Origin of the sequence: Vibrio sp. 10N.286.48.F5, assembly GCF_041469785.1 — a bacterium.
GTDB lineage: Bacteria > Pseudomonadota > Gammaproteobacteria > Enterobacterales > Vibrionaceae > Vibrio > Vibrio crassostreae_C.
Map to the genome: position 1 here is coordinate 33,837 of NZ_JBFRLG010000041.1, position 22,008 is coordinate 55,844.

Annotated in this window: 17 protein-coding genes and 1 pseudogene; 9 read left to right on the plus strand and 9 right to left on the minus strand. The window is 43.6% G+C overall.

The window, feature by feature from the left end:
* The 4 genes and pseudogenes from AB4185_RS19440 to AB4185_RS19455 form a co-directional block, all read left to right on the plus strand.
* Window positions 1–447: pseudogene (locus tag AB4185_RS19440) on the plus strand (hypothetical protein); the annotation flags it as partial.
* A gap of 165 nt (window positions 448–612) precedes the next feature.
* Entirely contained in the window at window positions 613–801 is a 189-nt protein-coding gene (locus AB4185_RS19445) for a hypothetical protein (RefSeq protein WP_017059767.1), read from the plus strand.
* A 343-nt stretch (window positions 802–1,144) separates the two neighbouring features.
* Window positions 1,145–1,552 carry a SulA-like leucine-rich domain-containing protein gene (locus AB4185_RS19450; protein ID WP_017055178.1) on the plus strand — a complete coding sequence of 136 codons (408 nt, stop codon included), beginning with the start codon at window positions 1,145–1,147 and terminating at the stop codon, window positions 1,550–1,552.
* Window positions 1,553–1,879: 327 nt separating this feature from the next.
* Entirely contained in the window at window positions 1,880–2,983 is a 1,104-nt protein-coding gene (locus AB4185_RS19455; protein ID WP_017055177.1) for a phosphoribosylaminoimidazolesuccinocarboxamide synthase, read from the plus strand.
* A 143-nt stretch (window positions 2,984–3,126) separates the two neighbouring features.
* On the opposite strand, the gene AB4185_RS19460 is transcribed toward AB4185_RS19455, so the two are convergent.
* Both AB4185_RS19460 and AB4185_RS19465 read right to left on the minus strand, forming a co-directional pair.
* The gene (locus AB4185_RS19460; RefSeq protein WP_017059766.1) at window positions 3,127–3,504 is read right to left on the minus strand and encodes a hypothetical protein; all 378 of its coding nucleotides are present in this window, start codon (window positions 3,502–3,504) and stop codon (window positions 3,127–3,129) included.
* A 203-nt stretch (window positions 3,505–3,707) separates the two neighbouring features.
* Entirely contained in the window at window positions 3,708–6,086 is a 2,379-nt protein-coding gene (locus tag AB4185_RS19465; RefSeq protein ID WP_372135802.1) for a helicase-related protein, read from the minus strand.
* Between the two features lie 183 nt (window positions 6,087–6,269).
* Between AB4185_RS19465 and AB4185_RS19470 the strand changes: the two genes are divergently transcribed.
* The 3 genes from AB4185_RS19470 to AB4185_RS19480 all read left to right on the plus strand — a co-directional run bounded on the left by AB4185_RS19470 (window position 6,270) and on the right by AB4185_RS19480 (window position 10,498).
* Window positions 6,270–7,958: an NAD-dependent malic enzyme gene (locus AB4185_RS19470; protein WP_017059764.1), complete on the plus strand. Its 1,689-nt coding sequence runs from the start codon at window positions 6,270–6,272 to the stop codon at window positions 7,956–7,958.
* 172 nt (window positions 7,959–8,130) lie between these two features.
* Entirely contained in the window at window positions 8,131–8,931 is an 801-nt protein-coding gene (locus tag AB4185_RS19475) for a vancomycin high temperature exclusion protein (RefSeq protein ID WP_372104742.1), read from the plus strand.
* A 196-nt stretch (window positions 8,932–9,127) separates the two neighbouring features.
* Window positions 9,128–10,498 carry a DASS family sodium-coupled anion symporter gene (locus AB4185_RS19480; RefSeq protein WP_102461850.1) on the plus strand — a complete coding sequence of 457 codons (1,371 nt, stop codon included), beginning with the start codon at window positions 9,128–9,130 and terminating at the stop codon, window positions 10,496–10,498.
* 229 nt (window positions 10,499–10,727) lie between these two features.
* Here the strand turns inward: AB4185_RS19480 and AB4185_RS19485 are convergent, their stop codons facing one another.
* Together AB4185_RS19485 and AB4185_RS19490 are read right to left on the minus strand one after the other, a co-directional pair.
* The gene (locus tag AB4185_RS19485) at window positions 10,728–11,078 is read right to left on the minus strand and encodes a GlpM family protein (RefSeq protein ID WP_004733411.1); all 351 of its coding nucleotides are present in this window, start codon (window positions 11,076–11,078) and stop codon (window positions 10,728–10,730) included.
* A gap of 124 nt (window positions 11,079–11,202) precedes the next feature.
* On the minus strand, window positions 11,203–12,498 hold the full coding sequence (locus AB4185_RS19490; protein ID WP_372135803.1) for a GGDEF domain-containing protein: 1,296 nt from the start codon (window positions 12,496–12,498) through the stop codon (window positions 11,203–11,205).
* A gap of 304 nt (window positions 12,499–12,802) precedes the next feature.
* Between AB4185_RS19490 and AB4185_RS19495 the strand changes: the two genes are divergently transcribed.
* Window positions 12,803–13,627, plus strand: coding sequence for a DUF2797 domain-containing protein (locus AB4185_RS19495; RefSeq protein WP_372135804.1), 825 nt, complete (start codon window positions 12,803–12,805; stop codon window positions 13,625–13,627).
* Between the two features lie 132 nt (window positions 13,628–13,759).
* Here the strand turns inward: AB4185_RS19495 and AB4185_RS19500 are convergent, their stop codons facing one another.
* Together AB4185_RS19500 and AB4185_RS19505 are read right to left on the minus strand one after the other, a co-directional pair.
* On the minus strand, window positions 13,760–15,052 hold the full coding sequence (locus AB4185_RS19500) for a diguanylate cyclase (RefSeq protein WP_372135805.1): 1,293 nt from the start codon (window positions 15,050–15,052) through the stop codon (window positions 13,760–13,762).
* A gap of 308 nt (window positions 15,053–15,360) precedes the next feature.
* Window positions 15,361–16,245, minus strand: a complete 885-nt coding sequence (locus tag AB4185_RS19505) for a LysR family transcriptional regulator (RefSeq protein ID WP_121603134.1) — start codon at window positions 16,243–16,245, stop codon at window positions 15,361–15,363.
* 239 nt (window positions 16,246–16,484) lie between these two features.
* On the opposite strand from AB4185_RS19505, the gene AB4185_RS19510 reads away from it, so the two are divergent.
* Window positions 16,485–17,156 (plus strand): type 1 glutamine amidotransferase domain-containing protein, encoded by a 672-nt coding sequence (locus AB4185_RS19510; RefSeq protein WP_372135806.1) that lies wholly within the window; start codon window positions 16,485–16,487, stop codon window positions 17,154–17,156.
* A 226-nt stretch (window positions 17,157–17,382) separates the two neighbouring features.
* Here AB4185_RS19510 and AB4185_RS19515 read toward each other — a convergent pair whose 3' ends face one another.
* From AB4185_RS19515 to AB4185_RS19525, 3 genes are all read right to left on the minus strand, one after another.
* Window positions 17,383–18,618 (minus strand): cysteine desulfurase-like protein, encoded by a 1,236-nt coding sequence (locus tag AB4185_RS19515; protein WP_280583028.1) that lies wholly within the window; start codon window positions 18,616–18,618, stop codon window positions 17,383–17,385.
* A complete protein-coding gene (locus tag AB4185_RS19520) occupies window positions 18,602–19,258 on the minus strand; it encodes a 2OG-Fe dioxygenase family protein (protein WP_050052964.1) in 657 nt (218 codons plus the stop codon). Before AB4185_RS19520 ends, AB4185_RS19515 begins: the two co-directional genes overlap by 17 nt.
* A 783-nt stretch (window positions 19,259–20,041) precedes the next feature.
* Entirely contained in the window at window positions 20,042–21,709 is a 1,668-nt protein-coding gene (locus AB4185_RS19525) for a GGDEF domain-containing protein (RefSeq protein ID WP_372135807.1), read from the minus strand.
* Window positions 21,710–22,008: the final 299 nt, after the last annotated feature.

Below are 22,008 nucleotides of genomic sequence, written 5' to 3' on the forward strand. Positions count from 1 at the left end.
AACCTCTCCAGTTCTAACCTAACTAGCTCTGACTATATGATTGGTGCTGCGTTGGCCGTGTTGATTTCAATCATCAGCATTATTGCGACGCTCGTTATCTCAAGAAAAAGACAAGCTCTAAAGTCGGGTGATTCGCGACAGCAACAACAATCACTTGAAGCGCAGCTTAGCTCGAAGGACCTTACGATTAAGCAGCAAAAACGCCAGCTGAACACTATGTTCCACGAATTGAAGAAGCAGAAAAACAGCAAAGGTCTGAGTAATTTGCAGGTGGCCTGCGCGCTATTTGGCTACACACCTAGCTCAATCCCCGACCAGAAAAGCATCAAGATCCGATACAAACAGCTATCAAAGATCTACCATCCAGATGGTCACGGATGTGACGAAGAAATGAAACGTTTGAACAATGCGCTAAAAACCATTTTACAAAATGTTACAAAATCGTAAACAAACACACATCTTCATTTTCCTAGATCTCAAAGATATCGATTTTATTGGTGTTGCAATCGATCCCCCTCTCAAAAATGGGTAACAAACTATTAACTAATGGGTCTTACTTGTGTCATAATTTGCGCCGAAAATACACCTGACTTAAACAGGTGAGGAGAGAATATGTTCACAATAGAAGGCGTTTGTGATTGGTGCAAAAAGCCAAGCCTAGTTAAAAAGCACGACTACCTAGATGGTAAGTGTCATCATGCATGTAACGAGTGCAATGATATTGCAACCATTGATGTTCGCCAGTTCAATATTGGTGAAATGGAAATGAGAGCAAAACTCTCCCAAGCGACATTGAGATAAGCAACACCGTGAAATATAAGAAAGCGCCTAAGGCGCTTTTTTTGTGCCTGTGGTTTTAGATCTTCTTTCTTCTTTCTTCTTTGTTCTCTCTTCTATACAGGTATATACAGTACTTTTCTGCAAAAACCAGTGTATACACCTGTATAAAGCTCACATTTATTCAACTTATGATACAAAACAGCAGATTCATTCAAATTTAATTTATCGAATACTTTCAATGGTTTAATCATTTACCATCCATAACCTCAGACGAAATCGTCCAATAATCCCGCAAAAAACGCTTGACCTTATAAGTAACTAAAACTACTGTATACACATACAGCATGTATATAAGGACAGCAAAATGATTCAAGCACACGTTAAAGCACAACACTCTAGCCCGCTAGTTCACTGCGCATTTACATCAGTTTCTCGTAAAAGCAAAAATTCAAACGAGGAAGCGTTGTTTGCAAGAATGGCGTTGCTGTCCAATCAACATCAGTGGTTACTGTTTACGGCTCAAACACCAAGACCATCGGCTAAGCAGCTTAAGCAACATAATGTTTGCTGCGACCGCGTTATTCATATGAAAGCCTCTCATCAAATGACTGAGGTAGAGACTGTCGAGAAAGCAATCCGCTCTAAGAATGCGAGCGCGATTGTTGCAAGTGCATCGATTGATCAGTTCAGCCAACAGTACCTAAGAACATTAGGGTTACGCTTTCAATGTGAAGTCTTCTTTATGGATGCAAATTCAGAGCGTATTCACTAAGCCACCTTGCTTAATAACATGTTGGCTTAATAACATTTTGGCTCAAAAACATGGTCCACAAACATAGCTTAATCTTTTAGCTAACAAACTTAATTTAACTTAAGAAACAATTCGCCAAAACACAGTCCAAACATACTGCCTTCCCCTGCCCTACAATTCGCCCATTTTTTAGCGGATTGTTAGGCGGGGGTTTTTATTTAAACAACAGATTTAGCAAACGTTTGCTTTTTCTCTGGAAGCAAATAGTAGATTGGGTATAATGCCCGTCTAATCATGTGCACACCGCACTTCTCTGTATGACGTTTGATAAAAGATAGGAATGTCTAAATGAGCCTTGCTGATCAAGTTCTTGCCGTAAATGATGACCTACCAATCCGTACTGATAAACCTGTCCACAGTGGCAAGGTTCGTTCGGTCTACTGGTTAACTGAAGAAGATAGCCAACGACTAATTAAAGAGAAAGGCTACGATGTAGCACCAGATGCGCCTTTAGCAATCATGGTGATCAGTGACCGTATCTCTGCATTTGATTGTATCTGGCGTGGTGAAGGGAATCTTAAAGGTGTTCCAGGTAAGGGAGCGGCTCTGAATGCTATCTCTAACCACTGGTTCAAATTGTTTAAAGACAACGGACTTGCTGACAGTCATATTCTTGATATCCCTCACCCGTTCGTATGGATTGTACAAAAAGCTCGCCCAGTCATGATCGAAGCGATTTGTCGTCAATACATCACTGGTTCAATGTGGCGTGCATACGCAAACGGCGAACGTGAATTCTGTGGTATCGAGATGCCTGAAGGCCTTGAGAAAGACAAGAAGTTGCCTGAGCTACTGATCACGCCTTCAACAAAAGGGATTCTGAAAGGTATTCCTGGCGTTCCAGAAGCTGACGATGTGAACATCACACGCAACAACATCGAAGATAACTTCGCAGCATTCAACTTTACTCAAGCAAGCGACATCGCGCATTACGAAAAACTTCTTAAAGAAGGCTTCAACGTAATCAGCCAAGCGCTAGCAAAAGTAGACCAAACCTTTGTTGATACCAAATTTGAGTTTGGCTACGTCAACGATGCTCAAGGCAAAGAAAAGCTTATCTACATGGACGAAGTCGGTACTCCAGATTCATCTCGCATTTGGGATACTCAGGAATATAACAACGGCAACATCGTTGAGAATTCAAAAGAAGGCTTCCGTCAGTTCTTGCTTAACTACTTCCCTGATGCCGACATTCTTTTGAATAAAGAGCGTATGCCAGAACGTGAAGCATTGGCTCGTGACAATGAACTTCCACTGGATTCACTAATGTCTCTGTCTCGCACTTACCTTGATATCGCAGCGAAAATCACAGGTGCGGAGATCGTACTGAGCGAAAATCCGAAGCAAGAGATCATCGATGTACTGCGCGCTGACTATGGTCTAATCGACTAGTCGCTTAATCTCAAAATAAAAAGCTCGAAAGCTAATAAGCTCGTAGACTCAAGTTTTAGATACTAAAAGGGCCTCAATATTTGAGGCCCTTTTTACGTGTACGTTTTTACTATTCCTCGAGAGAGATTATAGGCGAGCTGAAGTTACAGCTTAATCGTGAACTCTTCTCCAGAATTACCCGCAATCACTAAATGACTGCGCGATTCAATATACTCGATCTGCTCTTCTTCAAGTGAATATGGCATCACCACTTTGAGCTCATTGATCCCTTCCAGCTTAGCGAGCTTGAGTAAGGTAACAATGTTCGACTCATCACTTTTACGCGTCGACATTGATTTCAATGCCATCTGCCATAAACGATCCTCTGGGGTGCCCAACTCTTTAATGCTATCTCGCCAGACGGTACTGAACACTGGCGCAATTGTGGTGAGTGCTTCCAGAAAAGTCCATTTTTTACTGCATGAGGCGCCAAGAAATGTTGTGTAATCGAACTCTACACGCGTCTCTTCCTGTTTATCCATGATGTCCCCCGACACTTTGGCAACACAATATACTCAATATCTATCAACTCTTTCTTTATAGCAATAGGATATAGAAGAATAGTCTTTTATGACCTTTTGATTGGTTAAAAAGGCATATAAAAATCAAACTTGTAACAAAATAAGCACTGAAAAATCATATATGCATCTATTTGATTAATATTTTAGAGATAAAACTTATCCATCTATTTGATATCAATTATTCGACTCGCTTTTTTGAACTGAATACGCCAACCAGACCATGTCGGTAGCTCCCAACGTTTTGGCGATAACTTTCGGCTACCCGACTGATAATGGACGTAAATCAGCTTTCTTGCGGGCAAGTATTCAACATCGAGTTGCAAGTCGGCAAGGCTCAATGCAAACGGGTATTTTTCCGAAAATTCTGAGTAGAGCCAAGTTGGAATGCCATCGAACGGTATGTCTGCATGATCGAACATTTCCAATTCGCTGACATCAGTAACACCTAGTACTTCAAGCTGCTCTATAAACCATAACTCAAAGTTAATGTTCTCAATTTCTGGTGTGTATTTAGTTTGTTCATCGAGACCAAGTTTCACATACAACTGCCAGTGTTTGATTTCTTGAGTGCGAGCCTTTGCAAAACCGGGAAGCTGCTCTCCATTTAACACAAGGTCGACGATAGGTTTTAACGATAGTTGCCCTTCAGCGGCGACGAGTTTGGTTGTAATCGTGCGGCCTGCGTACACCAATGCCATCTCGGTAAAAACACCATCATCATTCACAACGGTTTCGCCTTGCTCCCACTCTCCTAGTTCAGCATCAATGAGAAGCTCAAGAGGAATGGGTGTCGTGACCGTCGCTAAGGTCAGTGTTTGCTTAACGCCTCTTCCCGGCAAGCTGTGAGTATCCAACACCAACATCGCTTGTGCATTATCAGGGAAACGGTTCTGACGACCGAGCACCACTTCTAAAACACCATTGGCAAAGGCTTCTTTCCTTTTCAGTCGGCGCACAAACACCAGTTCAGGATGCAGATTCACAATGGTCTTGAGCAATTCAATGCGTTGGAAACGTGACGCGACTTCTAGCTGAGGAAGTTCAAATACCTCCCGCATTTGCTTCGCCAATCCTTGAGCTTCATTCAGAGCCTGTTGGTCGATGTCTAAATGCGGATATTCTCGACCGCGCACAATCTGAATCAACAGGCTTAAATCACACCCTTCCTTCTCTTGTTGCGCGAGCGCTTCAAGATGTTCTGCATTGTTTGGTAACTGATACAAGCGAGCAGGAACGGACAGCGCCGCAGTGAGATCAACCATCGCCTCTTTTAATGCTTTGGTTTTGATTCGAGTAACGATATCGGCATACAAAGCATCAATCGGCAACGGATACAGCTTTTTACCATGCTCGGTAACTTGATGGTCGGCGTTAATCGCTTCCATCGTCAGCAAGGTTTGAGTTGCACTGTTGAGTGATTTCTCTGGAATAGGGTCAAGGAAGGACAAGCTCTCAAGCGGAGATCCACAACATGCTGCGGCCAACATAGGTTCAGTCAGCTCTTCACGCTGCAATTCAGGCGGTGTGACTAACTCTAACGCCGCATGTTCACCATATAGACGCACGCAAACGCCATCCATTACCCTACCCGCGCGGCCAGCTCGCTGTTTGGCACTCGCTCGTGATATGGATTTAAGCATCAGTGTGGCTCTGCCATTACGCTGAACGGTGCGTCTCTCTAATCCTGAATCTATCACCACGCCAATGTCAGGAATGGTTAATGAGGTTTCTGCAACGTTGGTCGCAAGGATGACCTTTCTCAAACCATTACCTTCAGTATGGATATTCCGACCCGATAACGCTGAATCTCGCTCTGTATCACTGACCGACGCATGCAATTTAACAACTTGGATATCTGGATTTTTCGCTAAGGCTTGTTCGCATTGCACGATCTCTTTTTTACCCGGTAGAAAAACCAACATATCGCCAGAAGAAGCGATCAACTGATGATTAACTTCTTCCACGATACGCTGCTCTAGATGTCGGATATCAGGCAGTGTTCTGGATTCATTCGCTCTGTGCTCAATCTCAACTTGATAGGTTCGCCCTTCACAGCTTATGCGATTCGCATCCAAATAATGAGCAAGGCGTTCACCCTCAATGGTTGCTGAAGTGATCACCAAACGATGGCTCGCTTTTTGTTTCAGAATCGCCACCAGCAGATCAATGTCCCAGCGCCTCTCGTGAAACTCATCCACCACGATCACATCAAAACTAGCTAATCCATCTTCTGATAACCAACGCAGCGCGATACCGGGCGTCACAAAAACAACGTTAGTTTGCTCGTTGTATTCCGACTCAAGCTTAATCGCATAGCCCACTTTGCTACCCAACTTCTCGCCTGATCGCTGCGCGAGATATTTAGCCAGTGATGTACACGCGATGCGTCTTGGCTCCACCACTAACACTCGTCCATGCTGAGAAGCCCAAAGTGGCAGGCGCGTTGATTTACCTGATCCGGTTTCCGCCTCTACGACAAGGTGAGAATTAGCGATTTGTTCGTGGAATACGTTTTGATAAGCATCGATGGGAAGTAATGACATAAAATGGCGAGTAGCGAAAAAGTGTGAGCAAAGTATAACGAATTATCGTGTTGAAATTCGATAAGTGTGGGACAGAGGTAAGAATATCATTTTGTTTGCTCAGATCGCGGAGAAACTATTTACAATTGAATAACTAAACCGTTATCATTTTTTAGTTACCCTTTCTCCCATATTAGGCATCCAATGAACAACGATAAACGCCCTCTATATATCCCTTATGCTGGTCCTGCTCTACTAAGTACACCTCTTCTAAACAAAGGCAGCGCATTCTCTGCTGAAGAGCGCAGTTCTTTCAACCTTGAAGGTTTGTTACCGGAAACAACCGAAACAATCCAAGAGCAAGTAGGACGTGCATACAAACAATATTGTAACTTCGAAAGTGATATGGATAAGCATATCTACCTTCGTAACATCCAAGACACTAATGAAACGCTTTTTTATCGTTTAGTTCAAAACCACATCTCTGAAATGATGCCTATCATTTATACGCCAACAGTTGGCGCAGCATGTGAGAACTTCTCAAATATTTACCGTCGTGGCCGTGGTCTGTTTATCTCATACCCGAACCGCGATCGTATCGATGACCTACTGAATAATGCGACAAACCACAACGTTAAAGTTATCGTGGTTACGGATGGTGAGCGTATTCTTGGTTTGGGAGACCAAGGCATCGGTGGTATGGGTATTCCAATTGGTAAGCTAGCACTTTATACAGCTTGTGGCGGTATCAGCCCAGCTTACATGCTACCAATCGTGCTCGATGTGGGTACTAACAACCCTCAACGTCTTGCTGACCCAATGTACATGGGCTGGCGTCATCCTCGTATTACGGGTGCTGACTACGATGCATTCGTTGAAGAGTTCATCCAAGCGGTTCAACGCCGTTGGCCTGATGCATTAGTTCAGTTCGAAGATTTCGCACAAAAGAACGCAATGCCACTGCTTGAGCGCTACAAAGATCGCATCTGTTGTTTCAACGATGATATCCAAGGCACAGCAGCCGTAACGGTTGGTTCTCTACTTGCAGCATGTAAAGCAGCAAACAGCAAACTTTCAGATCAACGCATCACCTTCTTAGGTGCGGGTTCTGCAGGTTGTGGTATTGCTGAAGCTATCATTGCCCAAATGGTGTCTGAAGGTATCAGCGATGCACAAGCTCGCTCTCAAGTTTACATGGTTGACCGTTGGGGTCTGCTACAAGAAGGCATGCAAAACCTGCTTGATTTCCAACAGCGTCTGGTTCAAACCAACGAAAACACCAAAGACTGGGAAAGCGATGGCACTGGTTTCTCTCTACTAGACGTAGTTCGCCACGCGAAACCAACCGTATTGGTTGGTGTGTCTGGTGCTCCAGGTCTATTCAGCAAAGAAGTCATCAAAGAGATGAACCTACACAGTGAACGCCCTATCGTGTTCCCACTGTCGAACCCAACAAGCCGTGTTGAAGCGACGCCAAACGACATTATTCGTTGGACTGATGGCCAAGCACTTGTTGCGACAGGTAGCCCATTTGAGCCAGTCGTTCACAACGGCACAACTTACCCAATCGCTCAGTGTAACAACAGCTACATCTTCCCAGGTATTGGCCTTGGTGTATTGGCTGTGAATGCTTCACGCATCACTGACGAAATGCTAATGGAATCAAGCCGTGCACTTGCTACGTGTTCTCCACTAGCAATCAATGGCACAGGTGCTCTACTTCCACCATTGGAAGAGATCCACACGGTATCTAAGAAAATTGCTCTTGCGGTAGGTAAAAAGGCGATTGAACAGGGCGTTGCTCTAGAGATCACTGAAGAAGCACTGCAACAAGCGATTGACCAGCACTTCTGGCAGCCAGTTTACCGTCGCTACAAGCGCACGGCATTCTAATAAAGCGTACTGCGCTTGGAATAAAGAGCGTTAACGACTCTTATATGAGCCTCTGCAATTGCAGGGGCTTTTTTCTTTAAACTGTCTTGTCTTTTTAACTGATTTTTCTCATTTTTATTTGGTATTATCGAGCACTCAAAAATTAATGCTCAGTGAAAGGACCATACCGAGAGTGAAATTTGATTCTCACATTATCCGTAGCTACATAAAAAAAGCTTACAAAAAACTGCAAGGTTTTCTGTTTGGCGCTTTCCTCGTGTTCTTAGTAGGCAGCGCTGCGGTTATTGCGATCGATTATTGGGTTTCATGGCAAGCGGAAGATCGCATCATCTACGATATAGATGAAGTGCCCGAGCTTGAGGTCGCCGTTGTGCTTGGCACAAGCAAATATTTGGGTAGAACACTCAACGACTATTATAAACATCGAATTGAAGCCGCGATTGAGCTGTTCGATCGTGAAAAAGTTGACCAATTTCTACTGAGTGGCGATAACGCTCATCGCTCTTACAATGAGCCGTGGACGATGAAACGCGACTTGTTGAAAGCGGGTGTCCCCGATGAACGCATCAATCTAGATTACGCAGGTTTTAGAACCTTGGACTCGATTGTTCGCGCTAAAAAGATATTCGATACTGATAATTTTCTGATCATCACTCAGAAATTCCACTGTGAAAGAGCGCTCTTCATCGCCAATTCTTACGATATTCATGCGCAGTGTTTGGCGGTTTCAGGACCAACTCACCATTCGGGAACCTCAATACGTTTACGTGAAGTGTTTGCGCGCACCAAAGCATTCCTTGATCTGTATATTATGGGGACAACGCCAAAGTTCCTTGGACCTAAAGAGCCGATTCAACCGAGTCCAAAACCGGAATCATTTCCGATTCCAAACCCTATTACTGACCCCACTGTAAACCCTGTTGTAGACCCTACAACAAGCCCTATTTTAGAACCAGCAGAGACCGATGTGTAGAAAACTACACATTTTGAATTTGTTGCCTCACACTTCCCCATTGTTAAGCAAAAACACACCAACACTCCTTTATTAACTTGAGTAACATTCTTCCAACAAAGTCTGACCCTACATCAAGCTATATACCTCGAAAATAATAAGCACGACTCAATGAAGTCGTGCACCAATAAAACGAGGATAACAAAAGGAGCGTCTTATGACGGCACTTGTTACTACACTGAAACACTGGTTGTTTACCCGCAACAGCATGATATTAATTGGTAATTTCACGTTATTTGCACTTTTGCTCAATAATCTTCCTTTCGAAGCGCAAGTGAATACGGGTTTGAGTATTCTCGTGTTCGTTGCCATTTTATGGTTAACAGAAGCGATTCACGTCAGCATCACCGCTTTGCTCGTTCCCCTATTGGCTGTCTTGTTTGGTGTATTCAACACGCCCGCTGCGCTGGCTAACTTTTCGAACCCAATCATCTTCTTGTTCATGGGTGGCTTCGCATTGGCAGCCGCGCTGAACAAGCAAGAGTTAGATAAAGCGATTGCTGACAAAGTACTGTTGATTGCAAAAGGCAGAATGTCAGTCGCCGTGTTCATGCTGTTCGGTGTGAGTGCGGGTCTATCCATGTGGATCTCTAACACAGCCACCACAGCAATGATGCTTCCTCTTGTTCTAGGCATCATGAACAAAGTTGACCAAAGTGAAGACCGTAACACCTACGTGTTCGTACTATTGGGTATCGCTTACTGTGCTTCAATCGGTGGTATCGCAACCTTAGTGGGTAGCCCACCAAACGCAATTGCTGCCGCAGAAGTTGGTTTAAGTTTCACAGAATGGATGGCGCTAGGTCTACCTATCTCAATGATCTTATTGCCAATCACAATGGTTGTCCTGTACGTGATGACTAAGCCAAAGCTCGACCATAAATTTGAGCTAGACCACGCTCCTGTAGAGTGGACAAACAGCAAAAAAATCACACTGTCTATCTTCCTTTTAACCGTAACGCTTTGGATATTCGGAAAACCAATCAACGCAATGATTGGCGGATTCTCTAAGTTTGATAGCTTGGTAGCGATTGGTGCCATTGTACTGCTTGGCGCTTCTAGAGCGGTTGAATGGAAAGACGTTGAGAAGACAACGGATTGGGGTGTGCTTATCCTGTTCGGTGGCGGTATCTGTTTAAGTAACATTCTGAAAGCGACCGGAACCAGCGTATTCCTAGCACACTCACTAAGCGGATTTTTAGAAACAGCAGGTATACTTCTTACGATTCTAGCCGTAGTAGCGTTCGTGGTATTCCTAACGGAGTTTGCGAGTAACACAGCGAGTGCGGCATTGCTTGTCCCTGTATTTGCAACCATTGCTGAAGCGCTGGGTATGTCACCTGTTATCTTATCTGCACTGATTGCGATTGCCGCATCTTGTGCCTTCATGCTACCAGTCGCGACACCACCTAATGCGATTGTATTTGGCTCTGGTCACATCAAACAAAAAGAAATGATGCGAGTCGGTATGGTGTTGAACTTAGTTTGTATCCTAGTACTAACACTGTTCGCTTGGATCTTCTGGTAAGCACTAACGCCCTATAGACTTATGTTTATAGGCAAGAGCTTATAGGAATGCCCCCAAAACTGGTTGAACTTCCCCCGGCTCAACCAGTACAAAAATGCCCGTTCAGCTAACAAGATCAGCTAAACGGCCATCTAAAAACAAGAAACGCTTTTCCCTTTTGGTGGCCCCGCGCCACCTTTTTTGTATCAACTTGCCACCAAGCACTCATTACCGTTCTAAGATCTGGCTCTCACGCCACACTTGGCACCAAACGCGTCCAACCTAACAGCAACATAGAAGCACACATAACCCAAACGACAGTGGCTAAAGAAAGCGTCGATACCAAATTGTAGCGATAACTGAACACATAAACCGCGCCAAGATAAGCCGCGTATGGCACAAGCGAGAACAAACCAAAGAGTGCCGTGGTACGTAACTCCACCATGGTTTGTTCCGTGCCAACAATGTAGTGAGCAATCAGAGCAAAGGTCGGAAACAACGGTACTAAGCCTGCTATGTAAAAGCTCTTACTTTTCGACAGCAGCGCAATCAACAAAACAGCCGCCGCACCAAGCAAACATTTAAAGAACAGTGAGATCATTTTTTATACGCTATCCAAGCAAATCAACAAAGGCTCTAGAGGGTAAACTCATATAGCGCCCATAAAAATGCCACACGTCACATATGCACGTGTGGCTTATAAACTAACCAAAACAATTTTCAGATTAGTGACTCAAGATCACCTGATTTCGGCCTGAATGCTTCGCTTGATATAGAGCTTCATCAGCGCGAGCAATGGTCTCTGTCACCCGCTCTTGTTTCATCTCAGCAATACCGATACTGCAAGTGAGTGGATCGCCATGAACCCAAAGGTGCTGACTGACTAAAAGTCGGATTTTCTCGGCCTTTCTTTGTGCTTCGCCAAGATCAGTCTCCGGGCAAAAAACAATGAACTCTTCACCACCCCACCTCACTAATTTGTCGGAAGCGCTGATCGAACTGCCGACCACCATGCTGAATTCTCGTAAAATATGATCACCCATTTGGTGTCCGTATTTATCGTTGACGCTCTTGAAGTAGTCAATGTCGAGATACAACATACTCAACTTTCCATGCCCCTGCTTTACCTGCTGAGACTGCATTTTTAGCCAATCACGAATCGCGTGTCGGTTGAGAATCCCAGTCAGTTCATCACGATGAGCCTTTTCTGAAAACTCAAAGTTTTGCTCTCTCAGTGCTCGATTGACGTTCTTTAAGTGATGATGTCTTTTCTCTGCGATCACCATGCGTTTTCTTGAACGGTTTAACTCAGACAATAAGAATACGGTGCCTGTACCAACCCAAACAAACAGTAAGATAAGGAACAAGCTTTCGCCTGAAATATAAGATCCCTCGAACTCAATACTACGGATGACTATTCTGTGGTGACCCAGTTTCGCACCAGACGCAGTAGCAAACTCGACCATATTCACATTCGAATACTCAGGCGCTGAATGCTCTAGCGCAATCTCGTTATCCGCTAACCACCATGTCATTACTTGCAGGTTTTTGATCGGAATCTCTATCACACCACCATCCACGCCAGGAGAAAACTCCATTCCGTTGTACTTATGCGTGTACTCGTCATCAGGAACCGAATAAGCAGGATTGTAATTACGCAGGTAAGTTCGCAAACGACCGCTAGAATCGGCCTCCGCATGGTAATCAATATTGACTCTAAAGGTGTGGTACTGAGAAAGGTCAAGGCCAGTGGTAATGTCTGGGTTGATACGAATCGATAGGCCGCAATAAGGCCACGGATACTCAGACTTTTTAAGCTCACAGTCGAGAATATACTGACCATTTTGATAAGATAATTGGGACGTACTGACGCCTCTATCCACTTGATCGCTGGTCGCGATAAACTCATATTTATGCGGCGTAATTGCCGTTATCACACGATTTCCGCTCACACGGTAATACTGGACAATCGCCAGTGTCGTGATAACTAAAAAGATGACTATTTTATGGATCCACTTCACGTCTAAGCTTCCGGCTTAAGGTCCCTATAGTTGGGATTTCACGATAAAAAATAAGTTAGGTAAATTAGTGATCTTAATGCCAATAATTTACTAAAAAACGTTATATCACGCCTGAACAAAATGTCATACCATAATTTTGAGCGAGCGTTTACTCATCAATTATCCATCGCAATAATCAAGTAATATTGCGTATTAAAACGGACTCTATTTGTTATACTCATCGCATAATCATCGTTAACCGTAGCGCCTGCTTACAGAGCGTCCGAGTCGACGAAATAATAATCAAAATACAACGAGTAATGTCATGTCTTTATTAGCAAAAGGAACACTCAAGAAAATGAGTGCTTCGCTCGATGGTGCGGTTACCTACCGTTTACCTGTCGGTGAAGAGTTTGTAGAGCTAAACCCTCTGATTGGTAAAACCATCAACCTTACCCATACCGGCAATATTTTTTGTTGTTCGTGTGGTAAGAAAACCAAGAAAAGCTACTCTCAAGGCCACTGCTTTGTGTGCATGAGAAAGCTAGCAAGCTGCGACATGTGCATCATGAAGCCAGAAACTTGCCACTACGATGAAGGTACTTGTCGTGAGCCTGAATGGGGCGAAGCGAACTGCATGGTTGATCACTTCGTTTACCTATCGAACACATCAAGCCTTAAAGTGGGTATCACTCGTCATACTCAAATCCCGACTCGCTGGATTGACCAAGGTGCTACTCAAGGCCTACCAATCTTGAAGGTAAAAACTCGTCAGATTTCTGGCCTGATTGAAGTTGAGTTAGCCAAACACATTGCCGACAAAACCAACTGGCGCACGTTGCTAAAAGGCGACGGTGACGATATGGAGTTGGTAGAAAAAGCCAAAGAACTCTTGCCACTAGTAGAAGATAAGATTCAAGAGATCAGAGCGAAGTTTGGCGACGATGCAATCGAGATTCTTAGTGAGAACATCACTTCACTGAGCTACCCAGTTGAGCAGCACCCGATGAAGATTGTGTCGCACAACTTTGATAAGAACCCTGAAGTATCTGGCGTGCTGCAAGGTATTAAAGGCCAATACCTTATCTTGGATACTGGTGTGATTAACATCCGTAAATTTGGCTCTTACGAAGTAGAAGTGTCTGCATAACTTGTAGAACTTAAACATTTCTTATAGTTAGAAGCGCTTAGTGAATAGCCAAAAAATAAAATGCCCTCAAGTGATGACTTGAGGGCATTTTTCGTTGTCGATCCTATTCGCTTTCGATGACGATTTTAGGCGTTAGAGCGCAACCACATCTCCGTCTACACAATTCTTGCCGTTGGCTTTCGCGCGATAGAGAGATTGATCGGTTAAATTCACGAGTGCATCAATCGTGACACCGTCTTCACAGGCTTGGCTATCACTGATTCCGATACTGACACTCGAATTAAATCGTAACTGTTCATCGATTCTGAATTCAACTTGATTGAACTGTTGGCGAATCTCTTCTGACACTTCATGTGCTGTTTCAAGAGACGTGTTTGGGATAAATATAATGAACTCTTCGCCACCCCAACGGCCTGCGACTCCGCCGGCTTTCTCGGCACTGCGCTTGGTAATATTAGCCAAAGCACAAATGACCTCATCACCGACCATATGACCGTAAGTGTCATTAATCGACTTAAAATCATCGATATCTAGCAGCATACAAACAAGGTAGTTTTTAGAGGACATGTGCTCTCTCAACCACTCATAAATCGCTCTGCGGTTAAGTAAGTCGGTCATTTCATCGAAGTTCGCTTGGTGAACCAATTGCTTTTCCAACATCACCTTTTGAGTCACATCTTCGAGCACAACCTGAACGGCCGGCTGACCTTGCCAAGTAATCGCATTATCGTAAATATTGAAGAATCGATGAATGCCATCGAACCCAATGTTTTCAACCACAGTGCTGGTTCCCGACAACTCACCCGACACGATCGCTTGATAGTGCTTACTGATGCCATCCGTATTCTGTTTTGGCACCAATGTAAGGATAGAGTCCAGCTTTAAAACCTCTTCTATGGAAGAACCACCCTGCATTTTAACCCACGATTGATTGACCATCAGCGGTTTGAACTCTCGGTGAACCAAGATGCCCTGCCCAGATTGCATGATCATATCGTGATACATCTTATCTTGTTCACGCACCGCATTTTGTAGCTGAATCGCAGGGGAAAGATCGATCACCGTGACTTGCAGTGCTGGCCGACCTTGCCACTCTGTCACATGGTCGATAGAAAGCACAGTGAACTCTCTGCCATTACGATCAATATTGGTATAGGTGTGAACCTGAGGGTCGCGTTGACCACTGATCGTTTCAAGGTAATTTTGATAGGCTAAAACATGGTATTCTTCTGAGATTAGATCTAGGAAGCTATCTATATTAGTAAGTAGTTCTTCGGGTGATTGGTATCCATAGATGCGAGCATAATTAGCGTCTACACTAACTACATTCATATCTTGAATAGTTATTACACCGTACGTGGATTCGAAATTTATTGAAGACATTGCCAACTCCGCACTCTCGCTACACTCCACAAACTGGAGCATAACAACACATCCTACCAACGCTTCCACACAATCTTTCACGCGTTAGGGGCATTAATATGGTATCTAGTATATCGTACTGCTACAGGCTTCTCTACAATTCTATCGCTAACACGAGTCACTAAAAGTAGACAAGTATCTCAATCCTATTACTCGCGTCAAAAAACAAAAAAAGATAACGTATATCTATGTAAGCATTAGCTTTTCTTTTTTCCGCTTTCAAGTTGGTAGCTAGAGCTAATCACGACTCTTTTCAAATCCGTTCATTATTCACTTCTATCTTGTTGGCTGTTCGCTTGAAACCTTGTCGGTTATTCATTCCAATCCGAAAAGTAAGCGACTAAGAAGTCGATCGCTAGTCTTGCTCTCTGGGGTAAAAAACGGCGGTTTTGATATACGACCCAACTGCTGGTTCCTGCTCCCCAATACTCTTCAAGCACTGGGACAAGCTTTCCATTACTAAGGCCACCATTGAAGCTGCTTTTGGGTAGGTAGACAACACCAAGCCCCTCTTCACATGCTTTCAGTACTGCACTCGAATTGTTGCTGCGCCAGCGCCCATGCACTCGCACCGCATTTAACGGTTTACCCTCTTTCTCAAATAGCCACTGATCACTGTTGGCGATAATACAGCTGTGCATTTTTAACTGCTCTGGATGAGTCGGCGTACCAAATTGCTCTATGTAGTCTTTACTGGCTGCCGCCGCCATCGGGCGATCGACGAGCTTTCTTGCCACCAATCCTGAATCGTCCAATCGGCCATAACGAATCGCGAAATCGATGCCATCTTCGATGAAGTTAACCATCTTGGTATTGAAATTCATTTCTATGGTGAGCTCAGGATGATCTTTAGCAAATGCCATCAGCGCCGCCGCGACATGGTTTTCTGCAAACGCGCCTGCGGCACTCACACGCAAAGTACCGCTAAGCTGAGCCTGCTGAGAAGTCACTTGCTCGTTCGCTTGCTGAAGCCCAATGACCAAATCTCTACACTGCTGATAATAGGTATGACCCGATTCGGTCAGGCTCACCATTCGTGTAGAGCGTGCAAGCAGTGCCACACCCACTCTCTCTTCTAACCTTGAAACTTGGCGACTTACATGACTGGTACTGCAACCCAGTTGTTTTGCTGCTGCAGAAAAGCCGTGACATTCGGCTACCGCCACAAACTCATTAATCCCTTCAAAGCTATCCATACTTCACCTGTTAACGTCTAACGAATTCACATTCGACTAATTCACATCTTACTATTGCTATATAGCAATAATGTTTTGCCTATTCGGCATATTATCACTCAAATGGTTTACTACTAGTATTACAGGTAACGAAACAGCGGCATCTAAATTGAAAACTTTGGTTTTCTAAATAAAAACCACGATGCCTAAAGAAAAACCACAACGCTGAAACCAAACAAACGTGCTCAAAGGGACAAATCATGAAAAAAATACTAATACCTGTAACTAACCACGCAACACTAGGCGACACAGCTCAAGCGAACGGTACTTACGCGCCTGAACTGACTCATGCTCTGAAAGAGATCATTGCTGCGGGTTTTGAGTACGACATCGCGTCTATCAAGGGTGGTAAAGGCCCATTGTATGGGACAGATATTGAAGGGGATTCAGTAAACGCTGAGATCTTGGCTGATGATGACTTCCAGAACCGCATTAACAACACGATTCCTGTAAGCCAAATTAACGTAGAAAGCTACGATGCTATCTTCTACCCAGGTGGTTTCGGTTTGCTTTCTGACTTAGCAACCGACGAGCAATTCGCAACGATTGCAGCTAAGCACTATGAAGATGGCGGTGTGATCGCATCTGTATGTCACGGCCCAGCAGCACTGCTTCCGATTGTTTTAAGCAACGGCGAGAAGCTATTGAGCTCAAAATCGGTGACTGGCTTTACTCGTGAAGAAGAGATCGACTTTGGCACAATCAATGACATTCCGTTCTTATTGGAAGAGTCTCTTGCTCGCAGCGCAGCGCGTTTCAACAAGGTTCAACCTTGGCAAGAGCTTGTGATTGTTGATGAGCGAGTGATTACTGGCCAAAACCCAACCAGCGCGCACGCAGTAGGTGCAACTCTAGTTAAGCAGCTGTCTTAGTTAAATCAGAAACTTAATCGAGTAACGGTTTTAGTCTTAGTAACCGTCCTAATAGAATAACTGTCGTTAAACAGATATAAGCTCAATCAAATAAAAAGAGCATGCTTCCTACTCAATATTCTTGAGAGAAGCATGCTCTTTTTTTCGATCTAAAGGCACAAACGCAAAGGTCAGTGCCTTCTTATTAATTACTTCTTGCTAATATTTTCTCACTAATGGCTTCTCGCTAGTTACTTCGCAAGACCCCTTCAAGCACATTGAACAACAAGTCGATCTCTTCAATCGAGTTGTAATGCATACAACCAATACGCACCACGCCCTGCTCTTCAATACCCAACTGTTTCACCAAACCTAATGCGTAGAAGTGACCATTCCAAACACAGATATTATGCTCGCCCAACTTCTTAGCGATGAACTCTGGGGAGTGCTCATCAAAGGTAATCGCAAAAGTCGGGGTTCTTAGGTTCGAATCAAATTCGGTTTTCCCGTAAAGCTTTGCCCCTTCTAGATCAGACAAGCGTTTAAGGAAGTACTCACTCAGTTGGCTTTCATGCTTATTATAAAGCGCGTAGCTTTGCTCTAAACGAGAACGCAATGAGTCGGTTGACTCACCAAACTGCGCCAAGTAATCTACCGCCGCAATCACACCGGCAAGGCCTTCAAAGCTTTGTGTTCCAGTTTCAAATCGACCTGGGCCGATATTGGTTGCAGGCTCAACCTTGTAAGGCTTTAACGTGTGTAGCCATTGAGGCGCAACATAAGCAATGCCCACATGCGGGCCGAAGAACTTATACGCTGAACACGCTAAGAAATCACAATTCAGTTGCTGAACATCAATCAAGTGGTGTGGCGCGTAATGCACGGCATCGACATAAACCTGAGCACCATGTTGATGTGCTAGTTCGATCACTTTCGCCATATCAACAATCGAGCCCGTCGTGTTCGAAGCAAACGTGACTGCGACAAGCTTGGTTTTCTCGTTAAGCAGCGATTCAAAATGCGCCATATCCAAACTGCAATCCGACTCGTCGACACGAACCTGGCGAACAATTGCGCCTTTGTCGTCTGCCGCTTGCTGCCAGCTCGATACATTTGAGTAATGGTCTAACGCCGTAACGATTACTTCATCGCCCTCTTTCCAATCGCGGCTGATCGCTCGGCTCAATTGGAAGGTCAGAGATGTCATGTTCGCGCCGAACACAACGTTGCCAGAAGACTCCGCATTAAGCAGTGCTTGCGCCGCTTCTCTTGCTTGCTGCATTAAGCTCGTGGTCTTTTGGCTAGAAAAATAGTGGCCACCTAGGTTTGAATTAAAATGCCCTAGGTATTCGGTCATTGAAGCTAAAACATTCTCAGGTACCTGAGAGCCACCCGGCCCATCAAAAAAGGTCACCGGCTTACCGTTATGGTATTGGCCTAGCGCGCTAAACTGCTGGCGCACATCATTAAGAGTGAAGGACATTGCGCGCATCCTTAGCCGTTAGAACAAACACATCCATGTAGCCCATCTCGCCGTGGTCTATGGTACGAATCGGTTGTGCATTGTGCCAAAGCTTACTATCAGCAAGCATTGCTACTTCACCATCGCCTAACACTTTTCTGAAGAACGGTGCTTCGTGGCTATCTTGATAAAGCATCACTTCACCACCCACAATGTTGTGGCGAGTAACACCAATGATCGCGATGTGGTCAAAACCGTCCTGGTGAACACCTTCTGGTGCAACTTGAGTCTCTTCAAAAATAGCGGCAATTCGAATCTGATGGATTTCGATTTCTTGCCCGTCTTCAAGCCCATTGGTTTCAATAAACAGTTCACACATTTCTTGCATGCCTTCACTGCCTAAAATATTCGCTTCAATCGGCTCGAACTGACGAACAACGTCACCTTGAAAGTGATTAATGTTTTCAGACTGAACAAAGTTATGTTTGTCTTGCTCAACGACTTGTCCATTACTGAATTGAACCACCGAGTATCTTCTCAATCGAAACTGGCCATCCGCATGCTCTGTGCTTGGTAGCTTAGAGAATGATGGTGACAACTCCTCAACCGCGTGATTACTGAGGTGGGTAATATGTAGGGTGTTTTCGTGAGCATGTAACATCATCGACTCCTTAATGATTGTTAATTTACTTTCGATATTTAACGTTTTGTTTACATAAAGGATACTTGAAGATCTTGCCAAATCAACATTAAACAATCATTTATCCCGTCAGATTTAATAATTCAGACACTAAACCCAACTTGAAAATAAAAAGCAGTGTATAACACCAGAATAAAAGATGACCAACTCTTAAAACCAGCACACTCCACTAGCTAGTTATAAATGCCTGCAAATTTAAATTTAACGATATTATTAACTGGTAAGTCATGTTTCATATTGTGTCAGCCCTTTCGCTTCAATACGCCAGCCTCCTTGCATGAACTCAAGTACCACGCTCGCCATCATTCATTTCTATGCTTTTGCACAGCAAAATACGACCTACCTATCAATTGCCAAGCTATTGATTATTTACACAACAAACTGAAATTGGTTAATTTATGAGTACGCCAGAAACCAAACGCCTTTGCTTGCGCGTCTGGAACAGATCGAGTTCGGGGGGAACTCGGCCGCCCTCAAATAGAGTGCTTTCTAATAAAACCTACAATTATAAATGATGCGTTTATTTGGAATATGATGGTCTGCCTTTATGTCCTAACTTAGAATTCGTTAAAAATAGGCGACTATAAAGATTGGGAATGTTCTACACAAAACAGATGAGAGGGTAAGCAAGCTTGAAAGATTGGTTGCTAAAAGAGCCACCTTTGGTGACATTTACACCAAAAGTCAAAACGAAAATAAGTTAACTAGACTTAAAACGATTCACTTAGAAAATAGGGAATTTAGCTAACACTCAATTTCACTGGACTGATTTTTAAAACCGTTCTTCGAGCGCTTCTGCTGGTACATTCGCTGGTCAGCTAAGCTCAAACACTCAGAAAAATTGACACATTCAAAACTAGATGCGCTTCCAAAACTGAGGCCAGACTGAGGCCAATCAGCACTGCGAATTTGCTCTTCCACCTGAGTCACTCTAAGCTCAATCTGAGAATAGAGAGCCTCAACTTGTTTCTCTTTATCCACTTTCAACAACCAGATAAATTCGTCGCCACCAGCTCGATAAACCATTCCAAGGTCTGTAAATTTTTCTCGCATCATGCGGCTGGTGTATTCTAAAAAGCGATCCCCTTCATCATGACCATAAGTATCATTAATCGATTTAAGGCCATCACAATCGATGAAGACGATACAATAGGAATGATGTACTAATTGTTTACTCGCATCATTAAAATCCAGCCGGTTTCCAAGCCCCGTTAAACTATCCACCCTCGACTGGATATAGGTTTTCTGATGTTGATGTTGTTGAATCCGCAACCATTCAGTCAGTGACAATAAAATGCAGGTACAATCTATTGCTAATGCAACAACAACGATGACTTCTGTCGATCTCTGAGTCGGCAATGGTGCAAAATGCGCAAAAATGTAATATACCAAAGCCGTGCCATAACAAAGACCACCGATCAAATAATATTTAGCGACAAAGTTTCGTTGACAAACCATCAATACGCCAGTCACTATCATTGTCGGCACCCAGATTGCCGCAATTAAATGGGACATAACAAAAGTCAACGAAAACGGGGCAAAGACATTAATAAACCCGATAATGACACACAGCCAACTAAAGGCCTGAAAGGTAAGATTAATACGAATAAAATGCTGCGGAAATCCAAACAATAATCTTGTGTAATAGCAAGAAAAAGCAACCGCAAACGGAAACAATACCATTCCAAAATAAACTGGGTTCCAGCTTTGGCTTGGTAATAAGTACCCCCAAGCGCCTGAAGCGGCGAACCATCCCAGGCCATGTAGCCCAACATAACCAGCACAAGCCAGTGTGACTGGATGTTTAGTTTGAAAGTAACAAAAAAGAGCGAAAACTCCCAACGTTAGCATGACAGTAATAGAAGCTAATGTGAGCGTATTGTTGCGGAAAACGTGAATATAAAATGGATATTCAGGTTGAAGAGTGAAGTTAACTGCCTTTGGAAATTTCTTTGCTTCCAAGTAGAGCCAAAGTGTTCCAGATTCCTCCGCATTCAATATTAACGGGAAGCTTTGCCTATGCAGATGCAAGATACTCTTGTTACTTAATTGGCCAAAATCAAGTATTCGCCTTACTTGACCATTTGTTGATTGCCAGTAACCCCAACCTTGATCCAAATAGTTTGCATGGAGTGTAACTATTTGTTGTGACGACTTGATATCGGAGTTGGCCAAATCAACTCTCAACCCAAACGCCCCTTCACCACCAAATATCGTTTCAATCCTTGGAGAGGATTCAATGTGTTTTTTTAATATGGGAAAATCGACTGGATCAGATAACAAAGGCATTTCATACCATCTTACAGCTTCATTAGCTAACACAGATTGTTCCCCGCTGACCTGCAGCGGAGAAGCAAAAACCGAATTCAGGCACACAATAAACACATTGATAAAAAGGATTAGAATCTGCATAGAGTTCAAATGATTCCGCGAAATATATAAATATCAATAATAACACATACAAAAAAATAACAACTGATAAACACTCAATAGTTCAAGTATTAACCAACATTACACCTGTTTGTAATCATGCCGTTCATACTAAAAGTGCGTCTTGTGGTCGCTTATCTGCACGCTAATTTTGATGAATTCTTGCAGCGTCTTTTAACGCAAACTTTTTAAAATAAAACATAGGATTCAGGTTCTCTTGTTTTTCTACTCATCAATGTATACGCAAAAAAGTAAATACTGCTATAGAAACACCATGATCA

Coding starts and splice junctions, on each gene's coding strand:
- AB4185_RS19445 (WP_017059767.1), top strand. CDS start 613: ATGTTCACAATAGAAGGCGTTTGTGATTGGTGCAAAAAGCCAAGCCTA.
- AB4185_RS19450 (WP_017055178.1), top strand. CDS start 1,145: ATGATTCAAGCACACGTTAAAGCACAACACTCTAGCCCGCTAGTTCAC.
- AB4185_RS19455 (WP_017055177.1), top strand. CDS start 1,880: ATGAGCCTTGCTGATCAAGTTCTTGCCGTAAATGATGACCTACCAATC.
- AB4185_RS19460 (WP_017059766.1), bottom strand. CDS start 3,504: ATGGATAAACAGGAAGAGACGCGTGTAGAGTTCGATTACACAACATTT.
- AB4185_RS19465 (WP_372135802.1), bottom strand. CDS start 6,086: ATGTCATTACTTCCCATCGATGCTTATCAAAACGTATTCCACGAACAA.
- AB4185_RS19470 (WP_017059764.1), top strand. CDS start 6,270: ATGAACAACGATAAACGCCCTCTATATATCCCTTATGCTGGTCCTGCT.
- AB4185_RS19480 (WP_102461850.1), top strand. CDS start 9,128: ATGACGGCACTTGTTACTACACTGAAACACTGGTTGTTTACCCGCAAC.
- AB4185_RS19485 (WP_004733411.1), bottom strand. CDS start 11,078: ATGATCTCACTGTTCTTTAAATGTTTGCTTGGTGCGGCGGCTGTTTTG.
- AB4185_RS19495 (WP_372135804.1), top strand. CDS start 12,803: ATGTCTTTATTAGCAAAAGGAACACTCAAGAAAATGAGTGCTTCGCTC.
- AB4185_RS19500 (WP_372135805.1), bottom strand. CDS start 15,052: ATGCTCCAGTTTGTGGAGTGTAGCGAGAGTGCGGAGTTGGCAATGTCT.
- AB4185_RS19505 (WP_121603134.1), bottom strand. CDS start 16,245: ATGGATAGCTTTGAAGGGATTAATGAGTTTGTGGCGGTAGCCGAATGT.
- AB4185_RS19510 (WP_372135806.1), top strand. CDS start 16,485: ATGAAAAAAATACTAATACCTGTAACTAACCACGCAACACTAGGCGAC.
- AB4185_RS19515 (WP_280583028.1), bottom strand. CDS start 18,618: ATGTCCTTCACTCTTAATGATGTGCGCCAGCAGTTTAGCGCGCTAGGC.
- AB4185_RS19520 (WP_050052964.1), bottom strand. CDS start 19,258: ATGTTACATGCTCACGAAAACACCCTACATATTACCCACCTCAGTAAT.
- AB4185_RS19525 (WP_372135807.1), bottom strand. CDS start 21,709: ATGCAGATTCTAATCCTTTTTATCAATGTGTTTATTGTGTGCCTGAAT.